The sequence below is a fragment of the Mannheimia bovis genome (assembly GCF_014541205.1).
Lineage (GTDB): Bacteria > Pseudomonadota > Gammaproteobacteria > Enterobacterales > Pasteurellaceae > Mannheimia > Mannheimia bovis.
Genome location: NZ_CP061280.1, coordinates 223038 through 244876 on the forward strand (window position 1 = coordinate 223038; position 21839 = coordinate 244876).

Consider the following 21839-nt stretch of genomic DNA (forward strand, 5'->3'; position numbering starts at 1 on the left):
TCGACCGCTTATTATTTAACACCTAAGCATTCACGATTATAAGAGCCGTCTAATACTCTGCTCCACCATTTTTTATTATTCAAATACCACTCTACGGTCTTACGAATGCCACTTTCAAAACTTTCTTGTGGCTTCCAACCTAATTCACGCTCAATTTTACTTGCATCAATTGCATAGCGAACATCATGCCCCGGTCGGTCGGTTACAAATGTGATCAAATCCTCATATTTGGAAATGCCCACAGGTTTGTTTGGTACAAGCTCTTCAAGTAAACGGCAAATCGTTCTAACAACCTCTATATTGGCTTTTTCATTGTGTCCACCAATATTATAAGTTTCTCCCACTTTCCCTTCTGTTACGACCTTATATAAAGCACGAGCATGATCTTCCACAAATAGCCAATCACGAATTTGCTGCCCATTACCATAAACTGGCAAACTTTTACCTTCCAAAGCATTTAATATCATTAGCGGAATAAGCTTTTCAGGAAAGTGATAAGGACCATAGTTATTTGAACAGTTCGTCACTATGGTTGGTAATCCGTATGTTCTTAACCAAGCACGAACTAAATGATCACTTGCTGCTTTTGATGCAGAATAAGGGCTAGATGGTGAGTAAGGCGTAGTTTCTATAAAAAGTGCGGTTGTTCCTTCCAAATCCCCATAAACTTCATCTGTTGAAATATGGTGAAAACGGAACGCTGCTTTTTTCTTTTCAGATAATCCATTCCAATAAGTACGAGCAACCTCTAATAAGGTATAAGTACCAATGATATTAGTCTGAATAAATTCACCTGCACTATCAATAGAGCGATCTACATGGCTTTCTGCAGCTAAGTGCATTAATGCATCTGGCTGATATTTATCAAATATCTGCTCTAGTGTTTTTCTATCGCAAATATCTACCTGCTCAAAAACATATCTTGAATTATCTTCAATCTCTATTAGAGATTCTAAGTTTCCTGCATAAGTTAGCTTATCTACATTAATAACACTATCTTGTGTGCTATTAATAATATGCCTAACAACAGCAGAACCGATAAAGCCTGCCCCACCTGTAATAAGAATTGATTTATTACTTAACATCAATTTTTCTTACTTATTAACCTTTTCTGAAAAGAGAATTAAATAATACAAATAAGCATCCTAATACACAGCCAACAATAACACCTAATAATAAAATAATTACTGTCTTAGGTTTATCTTTATTTATAGGGTAATCTGGAGAAGCCTGGTAACGATATGCTTTTGTCGTTACAGTCTTTACTTTCTCGAGTAAAAGCTCTAATTGTTCAATTTGATAATCAATTTGATAATAACGAGGAGGATAAACAACATCTTTTTCATTTGCGACATCAATTTGGGCTTTTAAATACTTTTCCCCTAGCATAAACAAATAGGAACTATCTGCTAATTGTGAATCAGAAAGAGGGATTTTAGTATCACTTAAAGCTGCTACAATATTTCTAGAATCATCATTCAATATTTTAGAATATTCCTTAATCCCTGCTTTTATCGCAGTTTCATACGCTTTATTTAAATTATCTAATTTTACAGATTTATTAACTGATAAATCTTCTTGAATAAGGGTTCTTTCATACTTTAGTGATATCAATAAATTCTGAAAATCCACTAGAAAATCATCTAATTCCATTTTCAAAGCTTTAGTATTAATAAACTCAATCAACTCTTTTAACGTATCTTGAGCATCAATGGGGTTATCTGCTGAAAAAGTAATTGTATTACCAATAGCATTTGGATCTTTCTTTGTATCTGGTGCTTTGAAATTAGTAAGCTCAGAACTTAACTTAGATAAAATTAATCGTTGAGCTTGCTCATCTTTACCTTGAGTTAATTTTTTATAAACTGCAGATCCTGTGAAAAAATCATTTCTAATATCTGAAGATTGTGCTAAACGATTAAAACTATTAAATAAACTTTCAGACAAGCTTTTTGGCTCTATAGTTTCTTGACGTAATATACGGTTATATTCTCGGCGAATATTCAAGTAATCACCCAGCTCTACTGATGTCGGGGCAATAACAGTAGCCTTAGAAGTCCATTGCTCTTTTGCAGTAAAAGCATAAATACCCGCTAGTAAGGTAGTAACAAAAGTAGTTAAAATAATCCAAATTTTCTTGTCCCATAAAGCACGGATAATCTCAGTTAAATCGATCTCATCTGAATGTTGTTCAACTGTTTTTGGTAAATCTGCCATAACGTCCTCTGAATTCGTAAAATTTTTGTGCTGATTATACATCATATCTATCTATGTATCTATCTATCTATCTATCTATCTATCTATCTATCTATCTATCTAAAATATTACTCTTTTTTTGAGATTGCACTTGCAATGTAATTATTAGATAATACCCAATCATCAAAAACTTTGATCTAAAACAAAATGAACGATATCCAAATTCCTTTAATCTTTACTGATGCAGCAGCTCGTAAAGTGAAAACCTTAATTGAGGGCGAAGAGAACCCTAATCTTCGTTTGCGTGTTTATATTACGGGTGGGGGCTGTAGTGGGTTTCAGTATGGGTTTACCTTTGATGATCAGGTAAATGAAGGCGATCTCACTATTGAAAACCAGAATGTGGGCTTAGTAGTTGATCCGATGAGCTTGCAATATTTAATCGGTGGCACGGTGGATTATACCGAAGGCTTAGATGGTTCTCGCTTTGTGGTTACTAATCCAAATGCGAGTTCAACTTGTGGTTGCGGCTCTTCTTTTAGTATCTAATAAAAAAACCGCTAAATTTGACCGCCTGTATCAAACGAAAACCGCCTAAATAGCAATTATTTAGGCTGTTTTTTGTTGTTTTGACATTGGCAACAACAAGGCGGAACAGGATCTTCTCCTCCCTCACTCATTGGGTTACAACGTAAAATCCGTTTAAAAGCGAGATACCCCCCTTTGATTGCTCCGTGAATTTTAATTGCTTCAACGGCATAAGTTGAGCAAGTCGGATAAAATCGGCAGCGAGGTCCAATCAATGGGCTGATTGCATAGCGATAGAAATAGATAGGCAGCAAGAGTAATCTTGCCAATAAACTGATGCGTTTTGGCTCGCTTATTGATTGCTCTGAGCAGGCTTTTTGCTCAGACGGATGTGCCTTGCCCATAGTTTTTCCAGTGTCTCGAAAAGCGTTGCGTTGTCTAATTTGCCAATTCCGCCTTTTGCCACAAATACAAAATCAAAATTGGGTAATTCGTGCTGTTGTAAGCGAAAACTTTCTCTTACAATGCGTTTAATGCGATTGCGATTGTGAGCTCGTTTTAGATGTTTTTTAGCAACAGTTAAACCTAGACGAGGATTATCTAATGTATTCTCTCTCGCAAGAAGGGTCATTTGAGGGGTGCTGGCTCGAAGAGGTTCTTCAAACACCGCTTTAAATTGAATGGGAGCTAACAAACGCAGCTCCCGAGAGAAATTTAGCTTCTTCACACTTAATTAGAAAGGTGTTTTGGCTGAGTTCTGCAATTATGCAGATAAAGATTTACGACCTTTAGCACGACGACGTGCTAATACTTGACGACCGTTTTTAGTAGCCATACGAGCACGGAAACCGTGTGTACGAGCACGTTTTAATACTGATGGTTGAAATGTACGTTTCATTGCTTATCTACCTAAATATATTTAAAAAGTTGGCATACAAAATGTTTCTGCCAAACAAGGACCATAAAAAAGAGTTGCAATTCTACAGGCAAACAAAACAAAAAGCAAGAATCAATCTAAGTACAAATCAGATTGTTTGCAAAGTTTTTGAAAAATACGACCGCTTGTAATAATCGCAGAAATTTATATTTCTTTATGGCATAATCGCTTCATACTCATTTAGTTATAAATTTTGGGAATATACTATGAACCAGCAAAAAATCGGTATTTTATTAGCCAACTTAGGCACACCGGACGAACCTACTGCTCCTGCTGTTAAGCGTTATCTGAAACAGTTTTTAAGCGATCCTCGTGTTATCGACTTACCCAAAGTAAAATGGCAGGCGATTTTAAATTTTATAGTGTTACCAAAACGCTCGCCAAAAGTTGCAAAATTATACCAATCGGTTTGGAGTGAAGAAGGCTCGCCGTTATTGGTTATTTCTCGTGAGCAACAACGTTCCGTTCAACGTTATTTTGATGCAAAAGGTAAAAATGTAGTGGTGGAATTGGGGATGTCTTACGGTAATCCAAGCATCGAAAGTGCGACAGACAACTTAATCAAACAAGGCGTTGAGCGAATTATCGTGCTTCCTCTTTATCCACAGTATAGCAGCACGACAACTGCGTCGGTATTTGATGCTTTCGCAAACGGTTTAAAAGCACAGCGTAAGATTGTGCCGTTTGATTTTATTCATAGCTATCATAACGATCCACTTTATATTCAAGCATTGGCTAACTCTATTGATGTGAAACAAGATGAGCTGTTACTTTTCTCCTTTCACGGTATTCCAAAACGTTATGAAGATGAAGGTGATTTTTACTCAAGACATTGCTATGAAACCGCTGAATTAGTGGCAGAAAAATTAGGTTTACCAAAGCATAAATGGCTTTTATCTTTCCAATCACGTTTTGGCGATGAAGAATGGTTACAACCTTACACCGATGAAACACTCGAAGGCTTCCCACAAAAAGGAGTGAAAAAAGTCGCCGTAGTTTGTCCGGGTTTCTCAGCAGACTGTTTAGAAACATTAGAAGAAATTGCCGAAGAAAACCGTGAGAACTTTGAACACGCAGGCGGGGAATCTTATCGTTACATTCCAGCATTGAATGCAAATGGCGATCACATTAGAGCTTTAGTGAAATTGATTGAAGCCAAAATGTAAGAAATAAAATACAAGCGGTTAAATTTTCATAAAATTTAACCGCTTGTTACCTATTTACGAGCAACTTTTACCACACCATTAATGCTGGAAAGTTTGCGTAAAATCGCCTCAAAATGAGCTTTGTCGATAACGGAGATTTGGAATATCACTTGATAGACATTGCCCTCTCTTGCTTCACTATGAATGCTGCCGATATTACTGTCCATCTTCGCAAAAGTTGAAGTAATGGCTGCCAACACACCCGGTTCATTCATAATATCTAAAATGATTTCAGTTTCAAACTTGATGGCTTTCTCTTTCGCAACTTCCCACATTACAGGAAGATAATGGCTTTGATCGATAGCGTAATCTTTCACATTTGCACAACAAGTATTATGAATAACCAAGCCTTTTCCTGAACTAACGTAAGCGATAATGTCATCACCCGGTATCGGTAAACAGCATTTCGCAAAACTGATAAGATGGTTTTCAATACCTTCAATTTTTATTGGTTGATTATTTTCCGGGTTACCATCAGTATCAATTTGTAATGTTTCACCCGATAAGCGTTGAGCGATCACGCTGCTCATCTGATTACCTAGCCCGATTTCAGATAGCAAATCATCAAAGGTGGCTAAACGCAACTCATCTAATACAGGCTGAATGATTTCTGGCTTGAGTTCATCAATAGAATTCAAATTCATCACACGAATTAACTGGCGTTTGCCTAATTCAATGGCTTCATCGTGTTCTTGATTTTTAAGGAACTGTCGAATTTTTGCACGAGCCTTACCCGTTACGACAAAGTTCAGCCAAGAAGCTTTCGGCCGTTTGCCCTGCTCGGTAATAATTTCAATCGTCTGTCCTGTTCGTAAAGGCTCAGTAAGTGGATATGGATTGCGATCTACAAGTGCACCAACACAACGATCACCAATACCTGAGTGAACGGCGTAGGCAAAATCAATCGCTGTTGCATTCGCAGGCAGTTCCACAATACGTCCTTTCGGGGTAAAGACGAAAATATCATCCGAGAAAAGATCAGATTTCACGCTATCAATAAACTCTGCTGAGTTGCCCGCACTGTTTTGCAATTCAACAATACTTTGTAACCACTGCTGTGCTTTCAACTGCATAGTAGTATTGTGCGGACTTTCGCCCTCTTTATAACGCCAGTGAGCGGTAACCCCCATATCCGCCATTTTATCCATATCTTCGGTACGAATTTGTACCTCAACCGGTACACCGTGCGGACCAATCATTGAAGTATGTAACGATTGATAGCCATTTGGCTTCGGTACTGCAATATAATCTTTCACACGCTTCGGGCGAGGTTTATACAATGCGTGCATCTGCCCCAATACGCGGTAGCAATTATCCACATTTCCTACTACCACACGGAAAGCGTAAATATCTAAAATGGAATGAAAATGCTGATCTTTCTGACGCATTTTTTGATAAATCGAATAGAGATGCTTTTCACGCCCGTAAACTCGAGCTTCAATTTTTACATCCTCTAAACGCCCTTTAATATCATCTGCAATGCGTTGAATAAGCTCTTTACGATGACCTCTGGCACTCGCAATTGCCATTTTTAATACACGATAACGCTGTGGGTGCATTGCCTCAAAGCCGAGATCTTCTAGCTCGTTTTTAATATGCTCAATACCTAAACGATGGGCTAACGGGCTGTAAATTTCTAATGTTTCTTTTGCAATACGGCGACGTTTGTCGGGGCGAAGTGAACCTAAGGTTCGCATATTGTGAGTACGGTCGGCGAGTTTTATCAAAACAACACGAATATCTTTCGTCATCGCCAAAATCATTTTGCGGAAATTTGCCACTTCCGCTTCTTGACGGGTGCGGAATTTTAACTTATCAAGCTTAGAAACGCCCTGCACAATATCGGCAACGCTCTGTCCAAATTCAGCGGCAAGTTCTTCTTCGGTGTAAGGTGTATCTTCAATCACATCGTGTAGGAGAGCGGCAATCACGGCTTCGTGATCTAATTTCATCTCAGCAATGATAGAAGCCACCGCAACAGGGTGGGTGATGTAAGGCTCTCCGCTTGAGCGTGTTTGCCCCTCGTGAGCATCGCGTGCAATCACATAAGCACGTTTAACACGTTCGATTTGCTCACTCGGCAAATAGCCCTGAATAATTCGATCTAAAGGTTCAAAAAGATACACGTTATACCTCAACAGAAATAAAAATGGACAACGAATTTGCAAATTTTTAGGAAAATCCTACCGCTTGCAGACCCAATTGTCCATTCTCTCTTGACGAAAAATAAAATTACGCTTCGTTGCTCATTTCAGTTAAAAACGAAATCGCTTCTTGCTCTGCCGCTTCTTGTTTAATAGACTCGTGGTTTTCTAACTGATCCATAATATCAGTGGTAATTAAGCCTTCTTCAATTTCACGCAATGCGATAACAGTTGGCTTATCATTTTCTTCAGGCACAAGTGGCTCACGCGTGTGAAGTTGTAATTGTCTTGCACGACGTGCAGCAATTAAGATTAAATCAAAACGGTTGCCAATTTTCTCCGCTGCTTCTTGTACGGTTACACGAGCCATAAATTTACTCCAAAGATATATTCATTTCTATTCATAAAAAGATTGCAGATTATACAGAAATTAGGCAGGTTCTGCAATTATGGTTGAGGGAATTTAGGTAATTATTTAACTTTGGTTAAAACCCCTAATAACGCTTTCTCAACCCCTTTCCCTAATTTCCCCATTCGGAAATCAGCAATTAATTGATCGGATTGTTCTGGCTGCTCTTCAATTTTATCTTTTAAAAATTGCGGAAATTCAGATAACACAACTTCAGCCTTACCACTACTTACATCAAAAATAGTGGGAATTTTCTGCTCGGAAATAACCGCTTGTAGCTGTTCATCATTCTTGAATTGTTTTGCTTCCTGAGCTTCTTTGCAAGAAATATATTCAACTTTTATGTTTGGATTGAGTTTTGCCATTCGTTGAAAATAAGCAACTACTTCGACACAATCGGGGCAATGCGGTTCTGCCATCACAAGCCAATCGCCTTGTACACCAATAGCTTTCAACTTTTCCTCGGTTTCCGGTTCTAACGTTACCTCAACATAGACTTCCAGTTGATTTTCACGATCTTCATCGCTATTGAACTCTACATATTCATAAAAATGTGCCATAACTTTCCTTTTAAATTGATTTCCGCCATAAAATTTCACAATCGACTTTCACACTTTCCACTTTCTTTTGGGCTAATTTTTGCTGAATTAAAGTGAATGTTTGTTCTGCGATCTGTTGGTGATCTTGCTTGATCGAGTGAATATGAAACGGTAATGCATTCAACAAATGGTGATCGTCAAAGGTGGCTAGATGGAATTCTTGAGTTAAGAGTTTATCCATTTGTCGATGCTCGGTTAAATAACGCATCACCCCCTCAAGCAAGGTAAAAGAGGCAGTAAATACCGCTTCTGGCAGCCGCCCTAACTTTTCCACAACTTGCGAAAACATCTGATAACCGGATTCTGGTTGGTAATCTTTGTGCAGTACCCAATTTTCATCGAAGTCTAAATGCGATTGCTCCAAGCCCTCACGAAAACCTTTTAAACGATTTTGACTCGGCGAGAGTGAAAGCTGACCGCCCAAATAGAAAAACTCTTTTGGCTGATACGCTCTCACCATATTTTCCACCAATATACTAATAGTATCTGTATCATTACTGGTAATAGATGGCACATCTAGCCCGGAAATATAACGGTCTAGCTGTAACATTGGGGTATATTGAGTAATACTTTTATAGTAACTCGGCTCGTGGGCTGTTGGAGCAGTAATAAGCAAATCTACCTGTCTATCCAATAAACGCTCTATTGCTTTTTTCTCACTCTCAGGGCTATCGTCAGAACAAGCAATCACAAGCTGTAGCCCGTTATCACGGCATAATTTTTCTAGCGTTTTAGCGGTTAATGCAAAGCCATAGTTGGTGAGATCAGGAATGACTAAACCAATCACATTCGTGCGTTGGGCTTGCAAGGATTTTGCATATACATTGGCTCGATAGCCGTGTTTTTTGGCGATCTCTTTTACTTTTTGGCAAGTTTCAGGCTTAATTCTAAAATCATTGCCCCGCCCGTTTAAAATCATACTAGCGGTGGTTTTAGACACACCGCTTAGTCCTGCAATATCGCTTAGCGTTAAGCGTTTTTTCACACTTTCTCCTTTTTATCATTTTGGGGCTTTCCCGCCCACTTTGTTTTATTCTACGCTAATTGGTATTACTTTTGCTACCCTCGCTCGGAGAGGGCGAGAGCTTTTCACGCTATTTTCACGGTTAGCGATAAAGAAACGAGAGGTAAGCACTTTTTCGCCACCATTGAGGAAAATTTCCACTACCGAACGGTCGAAGAAAATATCCAGCGTATCTAATTTCTCAATTTTACAATGACGGACTGAACCAAACTTTTCCATCAATTCCGTTTGCTCACTTTGGCTACGATCTAAGCTAAATACGCCATTTTCAAAACGCATTGTGAGCTTTTGCCCTTGTTCATTACTGAAGAAATCTAATACAAGCGGTTGATTTTCCAAAGAAATTTGCAAATAAGCAGTATCTAAATCATCAATTGCAACATTTTCTGACATTTCGACCGCTTGTTGCTCGCCTAAATTCACGATTGGTTGCTGTACCACTTTGCCGTTTTGTAAGGAAAGTTTGCGAGGCATTGTCAGCATTGAATGCCATTGGTATTTGTCGGTCGGATAAGTGAGATCCGGTAAGCCTACCCAGCCAAACATAATGCGATCCGAATTTTCCACCGTTTGTGGTGCATAAAAATCGAAGCCGTAATCTAATTCTTCAATATGCTCGGCATTGAGACTATTACCATTTAACTGCCCCACCACATAAGTGGCGTGATAGTTATTTTGAAATTGATGGCTTTCGCGCAATTTACCCTGTGGCGACCAAACAAACAGATCCTTTCCGCCAAGCCTAAATAGATCCGGGCATTCCCACATAAACACGTTGCTATTATCAAAACCATTCACATCAAGTTCGGCAACTAAACGAGGTGTATCATTTAGATCATTCATTTCATAAATTAACGCCGTACCCGTTAAATTTTCACGTTGAGCTCCAAGTACAAAACGAATTTTTCCTTCCGCTGTAATGTAAGGTTTTGGATCACGCACGTGTTCGGTATAACCTGTAGGAGCTTGGTCAATAATGCAACGTTTTTCAAGCAATTTGCCTGAAGTATCAAAAATCGCAATATTTTGATGTGGAACTCGAGCGTTATCAGAAGGGCGGCGGGTGTTACCCGTATAGAAAGCCACGATTTTGCCTTGCCATAAAATCGCTCCACCGGAATAGCAACCGTGTGATTCAAACAATTCATCGGGGATTAATAACTCCCCTTTTTCAAAGGTTTGAAAATCTTCGGTCATAAAATGTTGCCAATGCTTCATTCCGTGCAATGCACCGTAAGGAAACCATTGAGCAAAGATGTGGTAGTTCTTGCCATCAAAAAGTAAACCGTTTGGGTCATTGAATAAGCCTGTTTCAGGGGCGAGATGGTAAGTTGGATAAAAATTGAGATCAGAAAGTACGGTTTGGCGAAGAGTATTTAATTCGCCCTCGCTTTGAGCGTGCAGGCTTTTATATTTGCCGTTATTGAAAATGTGCATAGGGATTTCCTGTTTGATTATCTTCTTTGTTTATGTAGGGGCGTATTGCAATATGCCCCTAAAAACGGAAACAGATTAAAGGGCTACTCCGCCAAAAATGCTTCCAACTCCGCTTTATTCGGCAGTGCGGACATCGCCCCTTTTGCTGTGGTCGCTAATGCACCGGAGGCATTTGCTTTGCGGATAACCTCAACTAAAGCGTTTTCATCTTTCCAATCAGGCGTGTTGGCTAGACCTGCTAATAATCCGCTGACAAAAGCATCACCAGCCCCTGTGGTATCTACAGGTTTTAATGCTTTACCTGCTACAACTTGGCTCTTACCGTTAAAGTGGTAAATTGCTCCATCTTTACCTAAGGTGATGATAATTAATTTTTCAGGATATTGTGCCGTAATTACTTTAGTCGCTTCTTCTAAAGTGGTGCTATCGGTGAGTAATGTCAGTTCTTCTTCCGAAAATTTGAGAATATCTGCCATTGAAACCACTGAATTGACTACCGATTTCATTTTATCAAGGCTTTTCCAGAGCGATTCACGCAAATTTGGATCGAATGAAACATATCCGCCCGATTGTTTAACACGGCAAATCGCTTCAATGGTTGTAGAACGTGAAGGATCATTAATTAAGGCAATTGAGCAACAATGTAAGAAATCGCCTTTGCTAAATTCAGGTAAATCACCAATTTCTAAAAATTGGTCTGCACTTGGATTAACCATAAAGGTAAAACTGCGTTCGCCATTATCTAAACCAACCACAACAGTTGAAGTACGGTGATTGTCATCTAAAATCATATTCTCAACAGAGACATTCTCAGCTTGTAGTACCTCACGCATAAATTTACCAAGCGGATCATTGCCTACACGCCCGATAAAACCGGCTTCAACGCCTAAACGAGAAACACCCACTGCCACATTCGCTGGTGCACCGCCTGCACATTTTAAATAGTGATTTTCGCCGTCTGGAATTAAATCTACAACGGCATCGCCTGTTACCCAAATCTTGCTCATAATTTTTTCTCTTTATCTTATTTAATGCTTAGCTAAAACGATTTAGCTAAATATTATTATAAATTGTAAGCGGTTCAATTTCACTCATTTTTTGCATTTTAAAATACGTTACATTGAAAAAAAGTCTAAAAAAATGACCGCTTGTATATAGCTACAAGCGGTCATAAAACGTCATTTTTACAGATTAACAACGTATTTGCCAACACCTAACTCGTCTTCTTTACGAGTTCGGGCAATAACACTTTCGGCTGATTCCACCACGCGTAATCCCATCTCTTCTTCCGTACGGATTACTTCACCACGCAGGGAATTGGTGTAAACATCGGTGATTTTCACATCAACAAATTTGCCGATCATATCCGGCGTACCCACGAAATTCACCACACGGTTGGTTTCTGTACGACCTGTGAGTTCCATTAAATCTTTTTTTGATGGACCTTCCACTAAAATACGCTGCTCCGTGCCTAGCATTGCACGGCTAAACTGCATTGCTTGGTGGTTAATACGTTGTTGTAGGCGTGATAAACGCTCTTTTTTCTCCTCTTCAGAGACATTGTCCGGCAGATCCGCCGCCGGTGTGCCCGGACGAGCTGAATAGATAAAGCTGAAACTCATATCAAAATTGACTTGCTCGATGATTTTCATTGTTTGCTCAAAATCTTCCGCCGTTTCGCCCGGGAAACCGACAATAAAGTCTGAGCTGATTTGAATTTCAGGACGAACTTCACGCAATTTGCGAATAATCGCTTTATACTCTAATGCAGTGTGATTACGTTTCATCATCGTCAGCACTCGATCTGAGCCACTTTGAATTGGTAAGTGTAAGAAACTTACCAACTCAGGCGTATCACGGTAAACCTCGATAATATCATCGCTAAATTCAATCGGGTGGCTGGTGGTATAACGCAAACGGTCAATACCATCAATCGCCGCCACTAAACGTAGCAATTCTGCAAAAGTGCAAATGCCACCATCAAAAGTCTCACCACGATAAGCATTTACGTTTTGACCGAGTAAATTTACTTCACGCACACCTTGAGCAGCAAGTTGTGCAATTTCAAATAATACATCATCTACCGGACGTGAAACCTCTTCACCACGTGTGTAAGGCACAACGCAGAAGGAGCAGTATTTGTTACAACCTTCCATAATTGACACAAAGGCTGTTGGACCTTCAGCTTTTGGCTCGGGTAGGCGGTCAAATTTCTCAATTTCAGGGAAAGAAATATCCACAATCGAGCTTTTACCGCCACGAATTTGGTTAATCATTTCCGGTAAGCGGTGAAGTGTTTGAGGACCGAATACGATATCGACATAAGGGGCACGATCACGAATATGCTCTCCTTCTTGCGAGGCAACACAACCGCCCACACCAATGATTAGGTTTGGTTTGTCTTTCTTCCAGTTTTTCCAACGACCAAGCTGTGAGAATACTTTTTCTTGTGCTTTTTCACGAATAGAACAAGTATTCAGTAATAAAACATCTGCATCTTCCGGATTTTCAGTTAGCTCAAAACCGTGTGTAGAATTGAGTAAATCCGCCATTTTGGACGAGTCGTACTCGTTCATTTGGCAGCCCCAAGTGGTAATATGTAATTTAGCCATAGTTCGAAAATAATAGATATATCAATTAGTTAGAAAAGAAAAGCGTAAAGCAATTTATTGTTTTGTACTCAAAATAAACCCTTTACGCAAAATTTGTGGCATATTTTACCCTGTAGCCTATTTTTTATCTAGAAATAATCTGCATAAATCTGATATTCAACAAATAAAAAAGCCACGATTTTTTAATATCGTGGCTCTATTCATCATTTTAGAATTATTTTGTTAAGGTTAAGACAACGCTTTCACCTGCAACAACTTGACCACTTAATTTAGATAAGTTGCTGATTTCATCCATATTTGAAATAACAATTGGTGTTAAAACAGATTTTGCTTTACCTTCAAGTAAGGCTAAATCAAATTTGATGATTGGATCACCTACTTTCACCGTTTGACCTTCTGTCGCAAGGCGAGTGAAACCTTCACCTTTTAGTTCAACAGTGTCAATACCGAAGTGAACAAATAACTCAACACCATCTTCAGATTCAATAGAAAATGCGTGGTTAGTTTCAAAAATCTTACCGATTGTACCATTTACTGGAGCAACGATAGTATCGCCTACCGGACGAATTGCAACACCATCGCCTACGATTTTTTCAGAAAAAACAACATCCGGTACATCTTCGATGTTGACAACTTCACCGGTTAATGGTGAATAAATTTTGATTTCTTGGCTCTCTTTTTGTTTTGAGCCGAATAATTTATCAAATAATCCCATCTTTAAATCTCCCTCAGATATTACAGAATTCCCGTACATTCTATACGAGAATTTTGTATTTGTATGCTAAATAATTGAAATTAGTTTAATTTCTGATAAAACGCATCAACTAAACGCTCAATATCTGCCGCAGTCGGCTGAGCTAATGCTTCGTCTGCTAACGCTTTCGCATCGGCAAAATTAATTGAACGAATAAGTTTCTTCACGTGTGGCACAGAAATACCGCTCATACTGAACTCATCTAAGCCCATACCAAGCAATAATGCAGTTGCACGCACATCGCCTGCCAACTCACCACACATACCCGTCCATTTACCTTCTGCGTGTGAAGCATCAATTACTTGTTTGATTAAGTTTAATACCGATGGGCTTAATGGATTATATAAGTGAGCAATAATTTCATTACCACGATCCACCGCGAGCGTATATTGAGTTAAGTCGTTTGTACCGATACTAAAGAAATCAGCTTCTTTGGCTAAATAGCGGGCATTTACCGCAGCTGATGGCGTTTCCACCATAATACCGAGTTTTAGGTTCTCATCGAATGAATGACCTTCGCTGCGTAACTGTTCTTTTAACTCTGCAACGATTGATTTTAATAAGCGAATTTCTTCTACCGAAATAATCATTGGGAACATTACCGCTAAATTACCGAAGGCAGAAGCACGCAATACCGCACGCAATTGGGTATCTAAAATTTCACGGCGAGTGAAACCGATACGCACCGCACGCCAGCCTAAGAATGGGTTCATCTCTTTTGGTAAATCAAGATATGGTAATTCTTTGTCGCCACCAATATCCATAGTACGAAGAATAACCATCTTATCGCCCATCGCCTCTACAATTTCTTTGTAGGCTTGGAATTGTTCTTCTTCGCCCGGCAGTTGAGCTCTATCCATAAACAAGAACTCAGTGCGGTATAAACCAACCGCTTCACCGCCATTACGCAATACACCGTCTACATCACGGATTGTACCGATGTTACCTGCTACATCAACTTTATGACCGTCTAATGTTTGTGCCGGTAACTCTTTTAATTTCGCTAATTCTTCTTTTTCTGAATTAAGTTTTTCTTGTAATGCTTTAAACTCTGCAATTTCAACTTCTGAAGGGTTTAAATGAATTTCATTATTGACCGCATCTAAAATCAACACATCACCTGTTTTTACTAAAGAGGTTACGTTATTTGTGCCAACGATTGCAGGAAGCTCTAATGAACGAGCCATAATCGAAGTATGAGATGTACGACCGCCAATATCAGTAATAAAGCCTAACACTTTATCTAAATTTAATTGTGCCGTTTCAGAAGGGGTTAAGTCGTAAGCCACTAAAATGACTTCATCTTGAATATCGCCTAAATCTACAATATTCATATTTAAAATATTACGCACTAAACGATTACCGATATCACGAATATCGCCCGCACGTTCTTTTAAATATTCATCATCAATTTCTGCAAGCATTGCTGCCTGCATTTCAATAACTTTACTTGCTGCAACATCTGCAGTAACAAGATTATCACTCAGGTAACCCAGAATTTCTTCTTCAAGCTCTTCATCTTCTAAGATCATTAAATGACCTTCAAAAATCGCTTCTTTTTCTTCACCCAATGTTCGGCGGGCTTTCTCTTTAATCGCGGTTAATTGTGCAGCTGCTTTTTCACGTCCTTCAAAGAATTTCGCTTTTTCAGCCTCAACTTCGCTTTCATCAATTTTGCGGGTATTTAATACAATTGGCTCTTCTTTTAAAACCAATGCTTTTCCAAATACTGCACCGGGGGAAGCTGCGATACCTGTAATCATAATCGTGTCCTTATGTAAGACGATAAATCGTCTGGTGTTGCATAGCAAAACACTTTATTGCGGCATTTCGCTACAATAAAGTGGTATAAATCTTAATCCGAGAGTAAAAAAATTATTCTAAAGTAGGAATCAAATCAACTAAGAAATCAACTGCTTTTTGCTCATCTTCGCCTTCAGCAGAAATAGTGATTGTAGTACCTTGAGTTAAACCCAATGTTTGTAATTTAAATAAGCTCTTTGCACTTGCACTTTTACCGCCAGAAGCAACGGTAATATCAGATGCAAAGCCTTTAGCTGCTTTAACAAATTCAGCTGCCGGACGAGTGTGTAAACCATTCGGAGCTGTGATAACAACATCTTTTGAGTACATAATGTATTCCTCTTAAATTTGAAAGTTAAAAAAATGTGTTTGAATCAATTGATTTTCGTCCGCAACTTTACTACAAATTCAAATTAAACACACGCTAAAAAAATGAAAAACTTGTTGCTTTAGCCCAAAAAACTGCTAATTTTTTGAGCAAATTTAAAAATCACTTATTAAATATCAAGATTCTAGCATACAGACAAATGGAAGTGTTACAATAATTTACACACGATTTTCTCTTAATTATTTTCAAGATTGGAGCAATATGCTTAGCAAATTAACCAAGACAACAGCGTGGTTTATCTACTTTGGCATTATTGCACTTTATAGCTTTAGTTTATGGGCACTGGTCGGATATCAACAAAACAGCACATTAATTTCCGGTACAGATGTGCTACAAATTCTCGCCTATAGCTCGCTTCAAGCCTCACTTTCTGCCGTCATTTCACTTATTTTAGGTAGTCTTTTAGCAAGATCTTTTTTCTATTTAGACTTTAAAGGCAAGCAATTACTTTATAAAACCCTCTCTTTTGTTTGGGCATTACCTTCACTCGTTATTATCTTTGCGGTTATTGGTGTGTTTGGCAATTCAGGCTGGCTGGCACAACTTTTTCACTCTTTAGGCTTAGAATGGCAATTTAATTTATACGGTTTACACGGCATTATTATTGCTCACTGCTTATTCAATATTCCTTTTGTGATGAAATATTACATTAGCGGATTAAACTTGCTCCCAAGTAGCCGTTTCCAACTTGCCGCTCAATTAAATTTAAAGGGCTGGAATTTCATCAGTATTGTGGAAATGCCAATTATCAAAACGTTGTTCCCTTATATTTTTATGACGATATTTCTCGTTTGCTTTACCAGCTTCCCTATTGTGTTAATGCTCGGCGGCAGCCCGAAATACAGCACGCTTGAAGTGGCTATTTATCAAGCGGTTACTTTTGAGTTTGATTTTGCAAAAGCGATTATCTTAATCGCGGTACAATTTGTTGTGGGTATTGGCTTACAATTTGCGATGAGCCGAATTTCTACATCTGCATTGAAGCAGTTAAAACAACAACCTAACCGAGTAGAAATTTGGAAACCAAAGCCTACAGGTATAGCAAAAGTGCTGCTACAAGCGGTCATTTTTTTGCAAAGTTTTGCCATAATTCTACCGCTTGTAAGTGTGGTTTGGGCTGGCATTAGTGTGTCAAAATTCAGTGAGCGATTGCTCAACACTGCGTTATGGGAAGCAGCACGGTTCTCTCTGGTTTTAAGCCTGATTGCCTCTTTTGTGGTAATTGGAATAAGTTATCTTATTGCGTTAGAAGCTCGCCAACTGCTCTATAAAAAAGCCAAACTTGCTCACACTATTTTAGGCAGTGTAGCGATTTATCCGTTAGTGCTACCAATCTTTTTGTTATCAGTTGGTTTATTTATTTTGCTAATGAACCAAAACCTCTCCACATCGGAACTACTGGTTTTAGTTGGTGTATGCAATGGCTTAACGTTGCTCCCTTTTATCTACCCGATGCTCTTTTCTGCGATGTGGAATAGTTTAACAAGCCACGATAAACTGGCTCACAGCTTAGGGCTAACAGGCTTTCAACGCTGGTGGATTGTGGAAAAAACGCAGCTAATTCGACCGCTTGCAACTGCCTTCGCATTAGCAATGTCCTCCAGTTTAGGCAGTTTTACCGTGATTGCTTTTTTTGGCAATCGTGATTTCAGCTCGCTACCTTACTTGCTCTATCAACAACTCGGAAACTATAGAACCGAAGATGCCGCAGTTACTGCGTTAATGCTAATGTTATTCGCCTTGCTGCCGTTTTTATGTATAAAGGACAAAATATGATCGAACTTGATCTTTACTTTACTTATGAACAGATGAAAATGCACTTTCAACTTTCCGCTCATAAAGGTGAACGCATTGCAGTTGTTGGCGAAAGTGGTGCTGGCAAAAGTACGCTACTCAATTTAATTGCCGGATTTGAAAAAGCCGAAAAAGGCGAATTATTTCTAAATAAAGAAAATCATACCCATACCGAAGTGGCACAACGCCCTGTTTCTATGTTATTCCAAGACAACAATATTTTCCCGCATTTAACGGTAGAACAAAATATTGGGTTAGCCCTTGTGCCGAGCTTATTGCTCAATACAGAGCAAAAATTACACGTTAAACAGATTGCCGGTCAAATGGGGATTGAGGAATTTTTAAACCGACAAGCCGATCAGCTTTCAGGCGGACAAAAGCAACGTGTTGCACTTGCTCGCACACTCTTGCGTGATAAACCGATTTTACTGCTGGACGAACCCTTTTCCGCTCTCGATCCCAAGCGTAGAGAAGAATTACAGCAAATCGTGCTGGATATTTGCCAACATCGTAATCTGACACTTTTAATGGTAACGCACCAGTTAGAAGAAAGTTTGTTTTTGTTTAATCGGGTGATTACAGTTTCAGACGGGAAGATTGTTTCTGATCTCTCCCCTCTTTGAGCAATCAGGGGAACTAGCTACTAATACCACCTCTCAATTGCTCTATGCTTTTGCAAAAATGTGATCTAAATCACAATTTTAGAAATATTTTTAATCTTCTCTTTTTTAGCTAAACCGTTTTAGTTAGAATATTGCCATTCTATTCACATCAAAGGTAACTACTATGAATTTTCCAAAAATCGCCGAGCAAACGATTGCAAAATTAGGCGGAAAAGAAAACATCACAACCCTTGCCCACTGTGCAACCCGTTTACGTTTAACTATTGCTGATGAATCAAAAATTGATAAAGAAGGCATTGAAAATATTGAAGGCGTAAAAGGTCAATTCTCAACCTCAGGTCAATACCAAATCATTTTCGGCTCAGGTATTGTGAATAACGTTTATGCTGAAATGCAAAAACAAATGGGACTTGCAGATATGTCCACGTCTGATGTAGCAGCAGCGGGAGCGGCAAATCAACCATTGCTACAACGTTTAGTGAAAGGTTTAGCCGATATTTTCGTTCCAATCATTCCTGCTATCGTGGCAGGCGGTTTGTTAATGGGTATTCACTCAATGCTTACTGCGGTTGGCTTCTTCTGGGAAGGTGAATCTGTGGTAAGCCGCTATCCTGCTATTGCAGATTTAGTGGATTTCATTAACACCGTTGCAAATGCACCATTCGTATTCTTACCTGTACTTCTTGGTTTCTCCGCAACTCGCAAATTCGGCGGCAACCCATTCTTAGGGGCTGCTCTTGGTATGTTATTAGTTCACCCGGCACTCGCAGACGGTTGGAACTATGCGAAAACCTTAATGGAAGGTAACATCAAATATTGGAACATTTTCGGTTTAGAAATTGAGAAAGTAGGCTATCAAGGCACTGTTATCCCAACCATTATTTCTGCGTGGGTATTAGCAACCCTTGAGAAGACATTCCGCAAATTTGTACCAAGTTACTTGGATAACCTTGTTACACCAATGATGTCGTTATTCATTGCAGGTATTTTAGCATTTACCGTAATTGGTCCATTTGGGCGTGAAGCAGGTTCAGCCATCTCAGCAGGTTTAACTTGGTTATATGACAGCTTAGGCTTTATCGGTGGAGCTATCTTCGGTACATTCTATGCACCAATTGTAATTACTGGTATGCACCAAACCTTTATTGCGGTAGAAACGCAATTATTGGCTGAAGTGGCACAAACCGGTGGTACTTTCATCTTCCCAATTGCAGCAATGTCTAATATTGCACAAGGTGCAGCTTGTTTAGGTGTAGCATTCGCAATGAAAGATGCTAAAGTACGTGGTTTAGCCGTGCCATCAGGTATCTCAGCATTATTAGGGATTACAGAACCTGCAATGTTCGGGGTGAACTTACGCTACCGTCAAGCCTTCATTGCTGCGATGATCGGCTCAGGTTTAGCGAGTGCATTTATCGCATTCTTTAATGTAAAAGCAATTGCCTTAGGTGCAGCAGGTTTCTTAGGTGTACCATCAATCAAACCGGATAGCCTTGCAATGTACTCTATCGGTATGGTGATTTCATTTGTGGTCGCTTTCACTATCTCCACTGTGTGGGTAAAACGTGCACAAGCGAAAGCGAAATAACTATAACTAATTGATAATAAAAGGGATTAAGTTAAAACTTAATCCCTTTTGCTATTACAAGCGGTCGTTTTTTCGCAACATTTTACACATTTTGCATTATACGACTAATTCTCCCGACTTGAATTTCTTCATCACGAATTGTTAGCACTTCACAACCGTCTTTAGTAACCACAATTTGGTGTTCGTATTGAGCAGAATGACTGCGGTCTTTGGTTTTTACTGTCCACCCATCGCCCATTAAACGGATCTCTTTTTTCCCTGAATTGACCATTGGCTCAATGGTAAAAACCATTCCCTCTTTTAACACAACACCGCCATCGTCTGCTGCATAATGCACGACTTGCGGCTCGCAATGGAACTCAGTGCCGATACCGTGTCCGCAATATTCACGCACAACAGAGAAGCCCTCTTTTTCCACATACTTTTGAATTGCAGTGCCGATCTCTTTTAAGCGGATACCTGCTTTTACCGTACGAATGCCGATGTAAAGGGATTCTTGAGTAACTTCCATTAAGCGTTTATCACGCACGCTTGGCTCGCCTACCACATACATCATTGAATTGTCGCCATAATAGCCATCTTTAATTACCGTTACATCAATATTTAGAATATCGCCTTTTTTCAGTTTTTTATCATCACTCGGAATACCGTGGCAAACCACTTCATTTAGCGAGATACATACTGATTTTGGGAAGCCGTGATAACCAAGACTCGCAGAGGTTGCACCGTTTGCCAAAATATATTCGTGGCAAATTTTATCTAATTCACCTGTACTCACGCCTTCTTTAACATACGGCGTGATCATCACCAGCACATCTGAGGCTAATTTACAGGCTTCACGTAATTTTTGGATTTCGTCTTCATTTCTAATTGGGATATTATTCATTACATTATTCTCACTTAAAAAAATTATGGGGATTATACCTTTTTTCGGCATAATCCCCAAACCCTCACTGAATAATTTCTATTTCAAATCTAATTTTTTCATAATGAAATTTAATACAACACCATAAAGCGGCAAGAACAGTAATAAACTCACAAAAAGTTTAAACGCATAATCTACCGACCCGATGGTAAACCAATGTTCCGCCATATATTCATCACTACTTTTATAGAATGCCACTGCGAAAAAGACAAAAGTGTCGATTAATGTACCGAAAATGGTCGAACACATTGGAGCAAGCCACCAGCTTTTGCCTTGACGTAAACGGTTGAATACAAAAATATCCAAAAACTGCCCCACCACATAGCCACTAAAACTGGCTAATGCAATTCGGAAAACAAAAAGATTAAATTCAGATAAAGCAGCAAAGCCTTGAAATTCGGTTTCAAAGAACAACACTGAAATGATGTAACTAATAAGCAACGCAGGCAACATTACAAGAAAAATAATTTTTCGAGCCAGCTCTGCCCCAAACACTCGTACGGTTAAGTCTGTGGCTAAGAAAATAAACGGGAAAGTGAAAGTTCCCCAAGTAGTCGGAATCACCCAATCAGTAAATGGCACTTTTATTTCAAACGTAATCTGTACTAAATAGTTACTGATGGTAATAATAAAAATGTGGAAAAGGGAAAGTAAAATCAGCGAACGAAATTTGCTTTCGTCTGAAAAGTAAGTATTAAGATGCATATTGTATCCTTTTTAGTTAAACAACAACTTGAGGTAAGGGAACTCAAGGGGGCGTAATCATAACGTTTTTTAAAGAAAATGCAAGCGGTTCTTTTTTATCCATTATTTACCAATAGAAAACAATTAATCTATAAAATCACTATTTATCTATTTTAATAACAGAGTAAA

General features: G+C 39.0%; 22 protein-coding genes. 5 read left to right on the top strand and 17 right to left on the bottom strand.

Translation table 11 applies throughout. The features are described 5' to 3' along the window. Positions 1-11 precede the first annotated feature (11 nt). Positions 12-1085: a dTDP-glucose 4,6-dehydratase gene (rfbB, locus tag ICJ55_RS01205; protein WP_188156983.1), complete on the bottom strand. Its 1074-nt coding sequence runs from the start codon at positions 1083-1085 to the stop codon at positions 12-14. A gap of 16 nt (positions 1086-1101) precedes the next feature. Next, positions 1102-2217 carry an LPS O-antigen chain length determinant protein WzzB gene (locus ICJ55_RS01210; RefSeq protein ID WP_188156984.1) on the bottom strand — a complete coding sequence of 372 codons (1116 nt, stop codon included), beginning with the start codon at positions 2215-2217 and terminating at the stop codon, positions 1102-1104. Between the two features lie 186 nt (positions 2218-2403). On the opposite strand from ICJ55_RS01210, the gene erpA reads away from it, so the two are divergent. After that, positions 2404-2745, top strand: a complete 342-nt coding sequence (erpA, locus tag ICJ55_RS01215) for an iron-sulfur cluster insertion protein ErpA (RefSeq protein ID WP_188156985.1) — start codon at positions 2404-2406, stop codon at positions 2743-2745. A gap of 56 nt (positions 2746-2801) precedes the next feature. Here erpA and yidD read toward each other — a convergent pair whose 3' ends face one another. From yidD to rpmH, 3 genes are read right to left on the bottom strand one after another with little or no spacing between them, the layout of a single operon-like run. Then, positions 2802-3128, bottom strand: coding sequence for a membrane protein insertion efficiency factor YidD (gene yidD, locus ICJ55_RS01220; protein WP_188156986.1), 327 nt, complete (start codon positions 3126-3128; stop codon positions 2802-2804). After that, entirely contained in the window at positions 3077-3451 is a 375-nt protein-coding gene (rnpA, locus tag ICJ55_RS01225) for a ribonuclease P protein component (RefSeq protein ID WP_188156987.1), read from the bottom strand. The genes yidD and rnpA overlap by 52 nt, the downstream gene beginning before the upstream one ends. A 36-nt stretch (positions 3452-3487) precedes the next feature. Next, the gene (gene rpmH, locus ICJ55_RS01230; RefSeq protein WP_005599701.1) at positions 3488-3622 is read right to left on the bottom strand and encodes a 50S ribosomal protein L34; all 135 of its coding nucleotides are present in this window, start codon (positions 3620-3622) and stop codon (positions 3488-3490) included. A gap of 245 nt (positions 3623-3867) precedes the next feature. Between rpmH and hemH the strand changes: the two genes are divergently transcribed. Beyond that, on the top strand, positions 3868-4827 hold the full coding sequence (hemH, locus tag ICJ55_RS01235; protein WP_188156988.1) for a ferrochelatase: 960 nt from the start codon (positions 3868-3870) through the stop codon (positions 4825-4827). A 50-nt stretch (positions 4828-4877) separates the two neighbouring features. Here hemH and spoT read toward each other — a convergent pair whose 3' ends face one another. The 10 genes from spoT to ptsH form a co-directional block, all read right to left on the bottom strand. Beyond that, positions 4878-6992, bottom strand: a complete 2115-nt coding sequence (gene spoT / locus ICJ55_RS01240) for a bifunctional GTP diphosphokinase/guanosine-3',5'-bis pyrophosphate 3'-pyrophosphohydrolase (protein WP_188156989.1) — start codon at positions 6990-6992, stop codon at positions 4878-4880. A 106-nt stretch (positions 6993-7098) separates the two neighbouring features. Continuing rightward, on the bottom strand, positions 7099-7380 hold the full coding sequence (rpoZ, locus tag ICJ55_RS01245) for a DNA-directed RNA polymerase subunit omega (RefSeq protein ID WP_025216583.1): 282 nt from the start codon (positions 7378-7380) through the stop codon (positions 7099-7101). Positions 7381-7481: 101 nt separating this feature from the next. Beyond that, the gene (locus ICJ55_RS01250) at positions 7482-7979 is read right to left on the bottom strand and encodes a thioredoxin family protein (RefSeq protein WP_188156990.1); all 498 of its coding nucleotides are present in this window, start codon (positions 7977-7979) and stop codon (positions 7482-7484) included. 10 nt (positions 7980-7989) lie between these two features. Beyond that, positions 7990-9003: a substrate-binding domain-containing protein gene (locus tag ICJ55_RS01255; RefSeq protein WP_188156991.1), complete on the bottom strand. Its 1014-nt coding sequence runs from the start codon at positions 9001-9003 to the stop codon at positions 7990-7992. Positions 9004-9048: 45 nt separating this feature from the next. Beyond that, a complete protein-coding gene (locus tag ICJ55_RS01260; protein ID WP_188156992.1) occupies positions 9049-10479 on the bottom strand; it encodes a glycoside hydrolase family 32 protein in 1431 nt (476 codons plus the stop codon). An 83-nt stretch (positions 10480-10562) separates the two neighbouring features. Then, on the bottom strand, positions 10563-11486 hold the full coding sequence (locus ICJ55_RS01265) for an aminoimidazole riboside kinase (RefSeq protein ID WP_188156993.1): 924 nt from the start codon (positions 11484-11486) through the stop codon (positions 10563-10565). A gap of 177 nt (positions 11487-11663) precedes the next feature. Next, positions 11664-13091 (bottom strand): tRNA (N6-isopentenyl adenosine(37)-C2)-methylthiotransferase MiaB, encoded by a 1428-nt coding sequence (gene miaB, locus ICJ55_RS01270; protein WP_188156994.1) that lies wholly within the window; start codon positions 13089-13091, stop codon positions 11664-11666. Between the two features lie 214 nt (positions 13092-13305). Then, positions 13306-13806 (bottom strand): PTS glucose transporter subunit IIA, encoded by a 501-nt coding sequence (gene crr, locus ICJ55_RS01275; RefSeq protein ID WP_188156995.1) that lies wholly within the window; start codon positions 13804-13806, stop codon positions 13306-13308. Positions 13807-13886: 80 nt separating this feature from the next. Beyond that, positions 13887-15608, bottom strand: a complete 1722-nt coding sequence (gene ptsI / locus ICJ55_RS01280; protein ID WP_188156996.1) for a phosphoenolpyruvate-protein phosphotransferase PtsI — start codon at positions 15606-15608, stop codon at positions 13887-13889. Between the two features lie 112 nt (positions 15609-15720). After that, positions 15721-15978: a phosphocarrier protein Hpr gene (gene ptsH / locus ICJ55_RS01285; protein WP_025216575.1), complete on the bottom strand. Its 258-nt coding sequence runs from the start codon at positions 15976-15978 to the stop codon at positions 15721-15723. A gap of 259 nt (positions 15979-16237) precedes the next feature. Between ptsH and thiP the strand changes: the two genes are divergently transcribed. The 3 genes from thiP to ICJ55_RS01300 all read left to right on the top strand — a co-directional run bounded on the left by thiP (position 16238) and on the right by ICJ55_RS01300 (position 20041). Then, positions 16238-17812, top strand: a complete 1575-nt coding sequence (thiP, locus tag ICJ55_RS01290) for a thiamine/thiamine pyrophosphate ABC transporter permease ThiP (RefSeq protein ID WP_188156997.1) — start codon at positions 16238-16240, stop codon at positions 17810-17812. Beyond that, a complete protein-coding gene (gene thiQ, locus ICJ55_RS01295) occupies positions 17809-18453 on the top strand; it encodes a thiamine ABC transporter ATP-binding protein (protein ID WP_188156998.1) in 645 nt (214 codons plus the stop codon). Before thiP ends, thiQ begins: the two co-directional genes overlap by 4 nt. A gap of 163 nt (positions 18454-18616) precedes the next feature. Continuing rightward, complete coding sequence (locus tag ICJ55_RS01300; RefSeq protein ID WP_188156999.1) at positions 18617-20041, top strand: sucrose-specific PTS transporter subunit IIBC; 1425 nt, start codon at positions 18617-18619, stop codon at positions 20039-20041. A gap of 82 nt (positions 20042-20123) precedes the next feature. Here ICJ55_RS01300 and map read toward each other — a convergent pair whose 3' ends face one another. After that, a complete protein-coding gene (gene map, locus ICJ55_RS01305) occupies positions 20124-20927 on the bottom strand; it encodes a type I methionyl aminopeptidase (RefSeq protein ID WP_188157000.1) in 804 nt (267 codons plus the stop codon). Between the two features lie 78 nt (positions 20928-21005). Further along, positions 21006-21671: a 7-cyano-7-deazaguanine/7-aminomethyl-7-deazaguanine transporter gene (locus ICJ55_RS01310; protein WP_188157001.1), complete on the bottom strand. Its 666-nt coding sequence runs from the start codon at positions 21669-21671 to the stop codon at positions 21006-21008. Positions 21672-21839 lie beyond the last annotated feature (168 nt).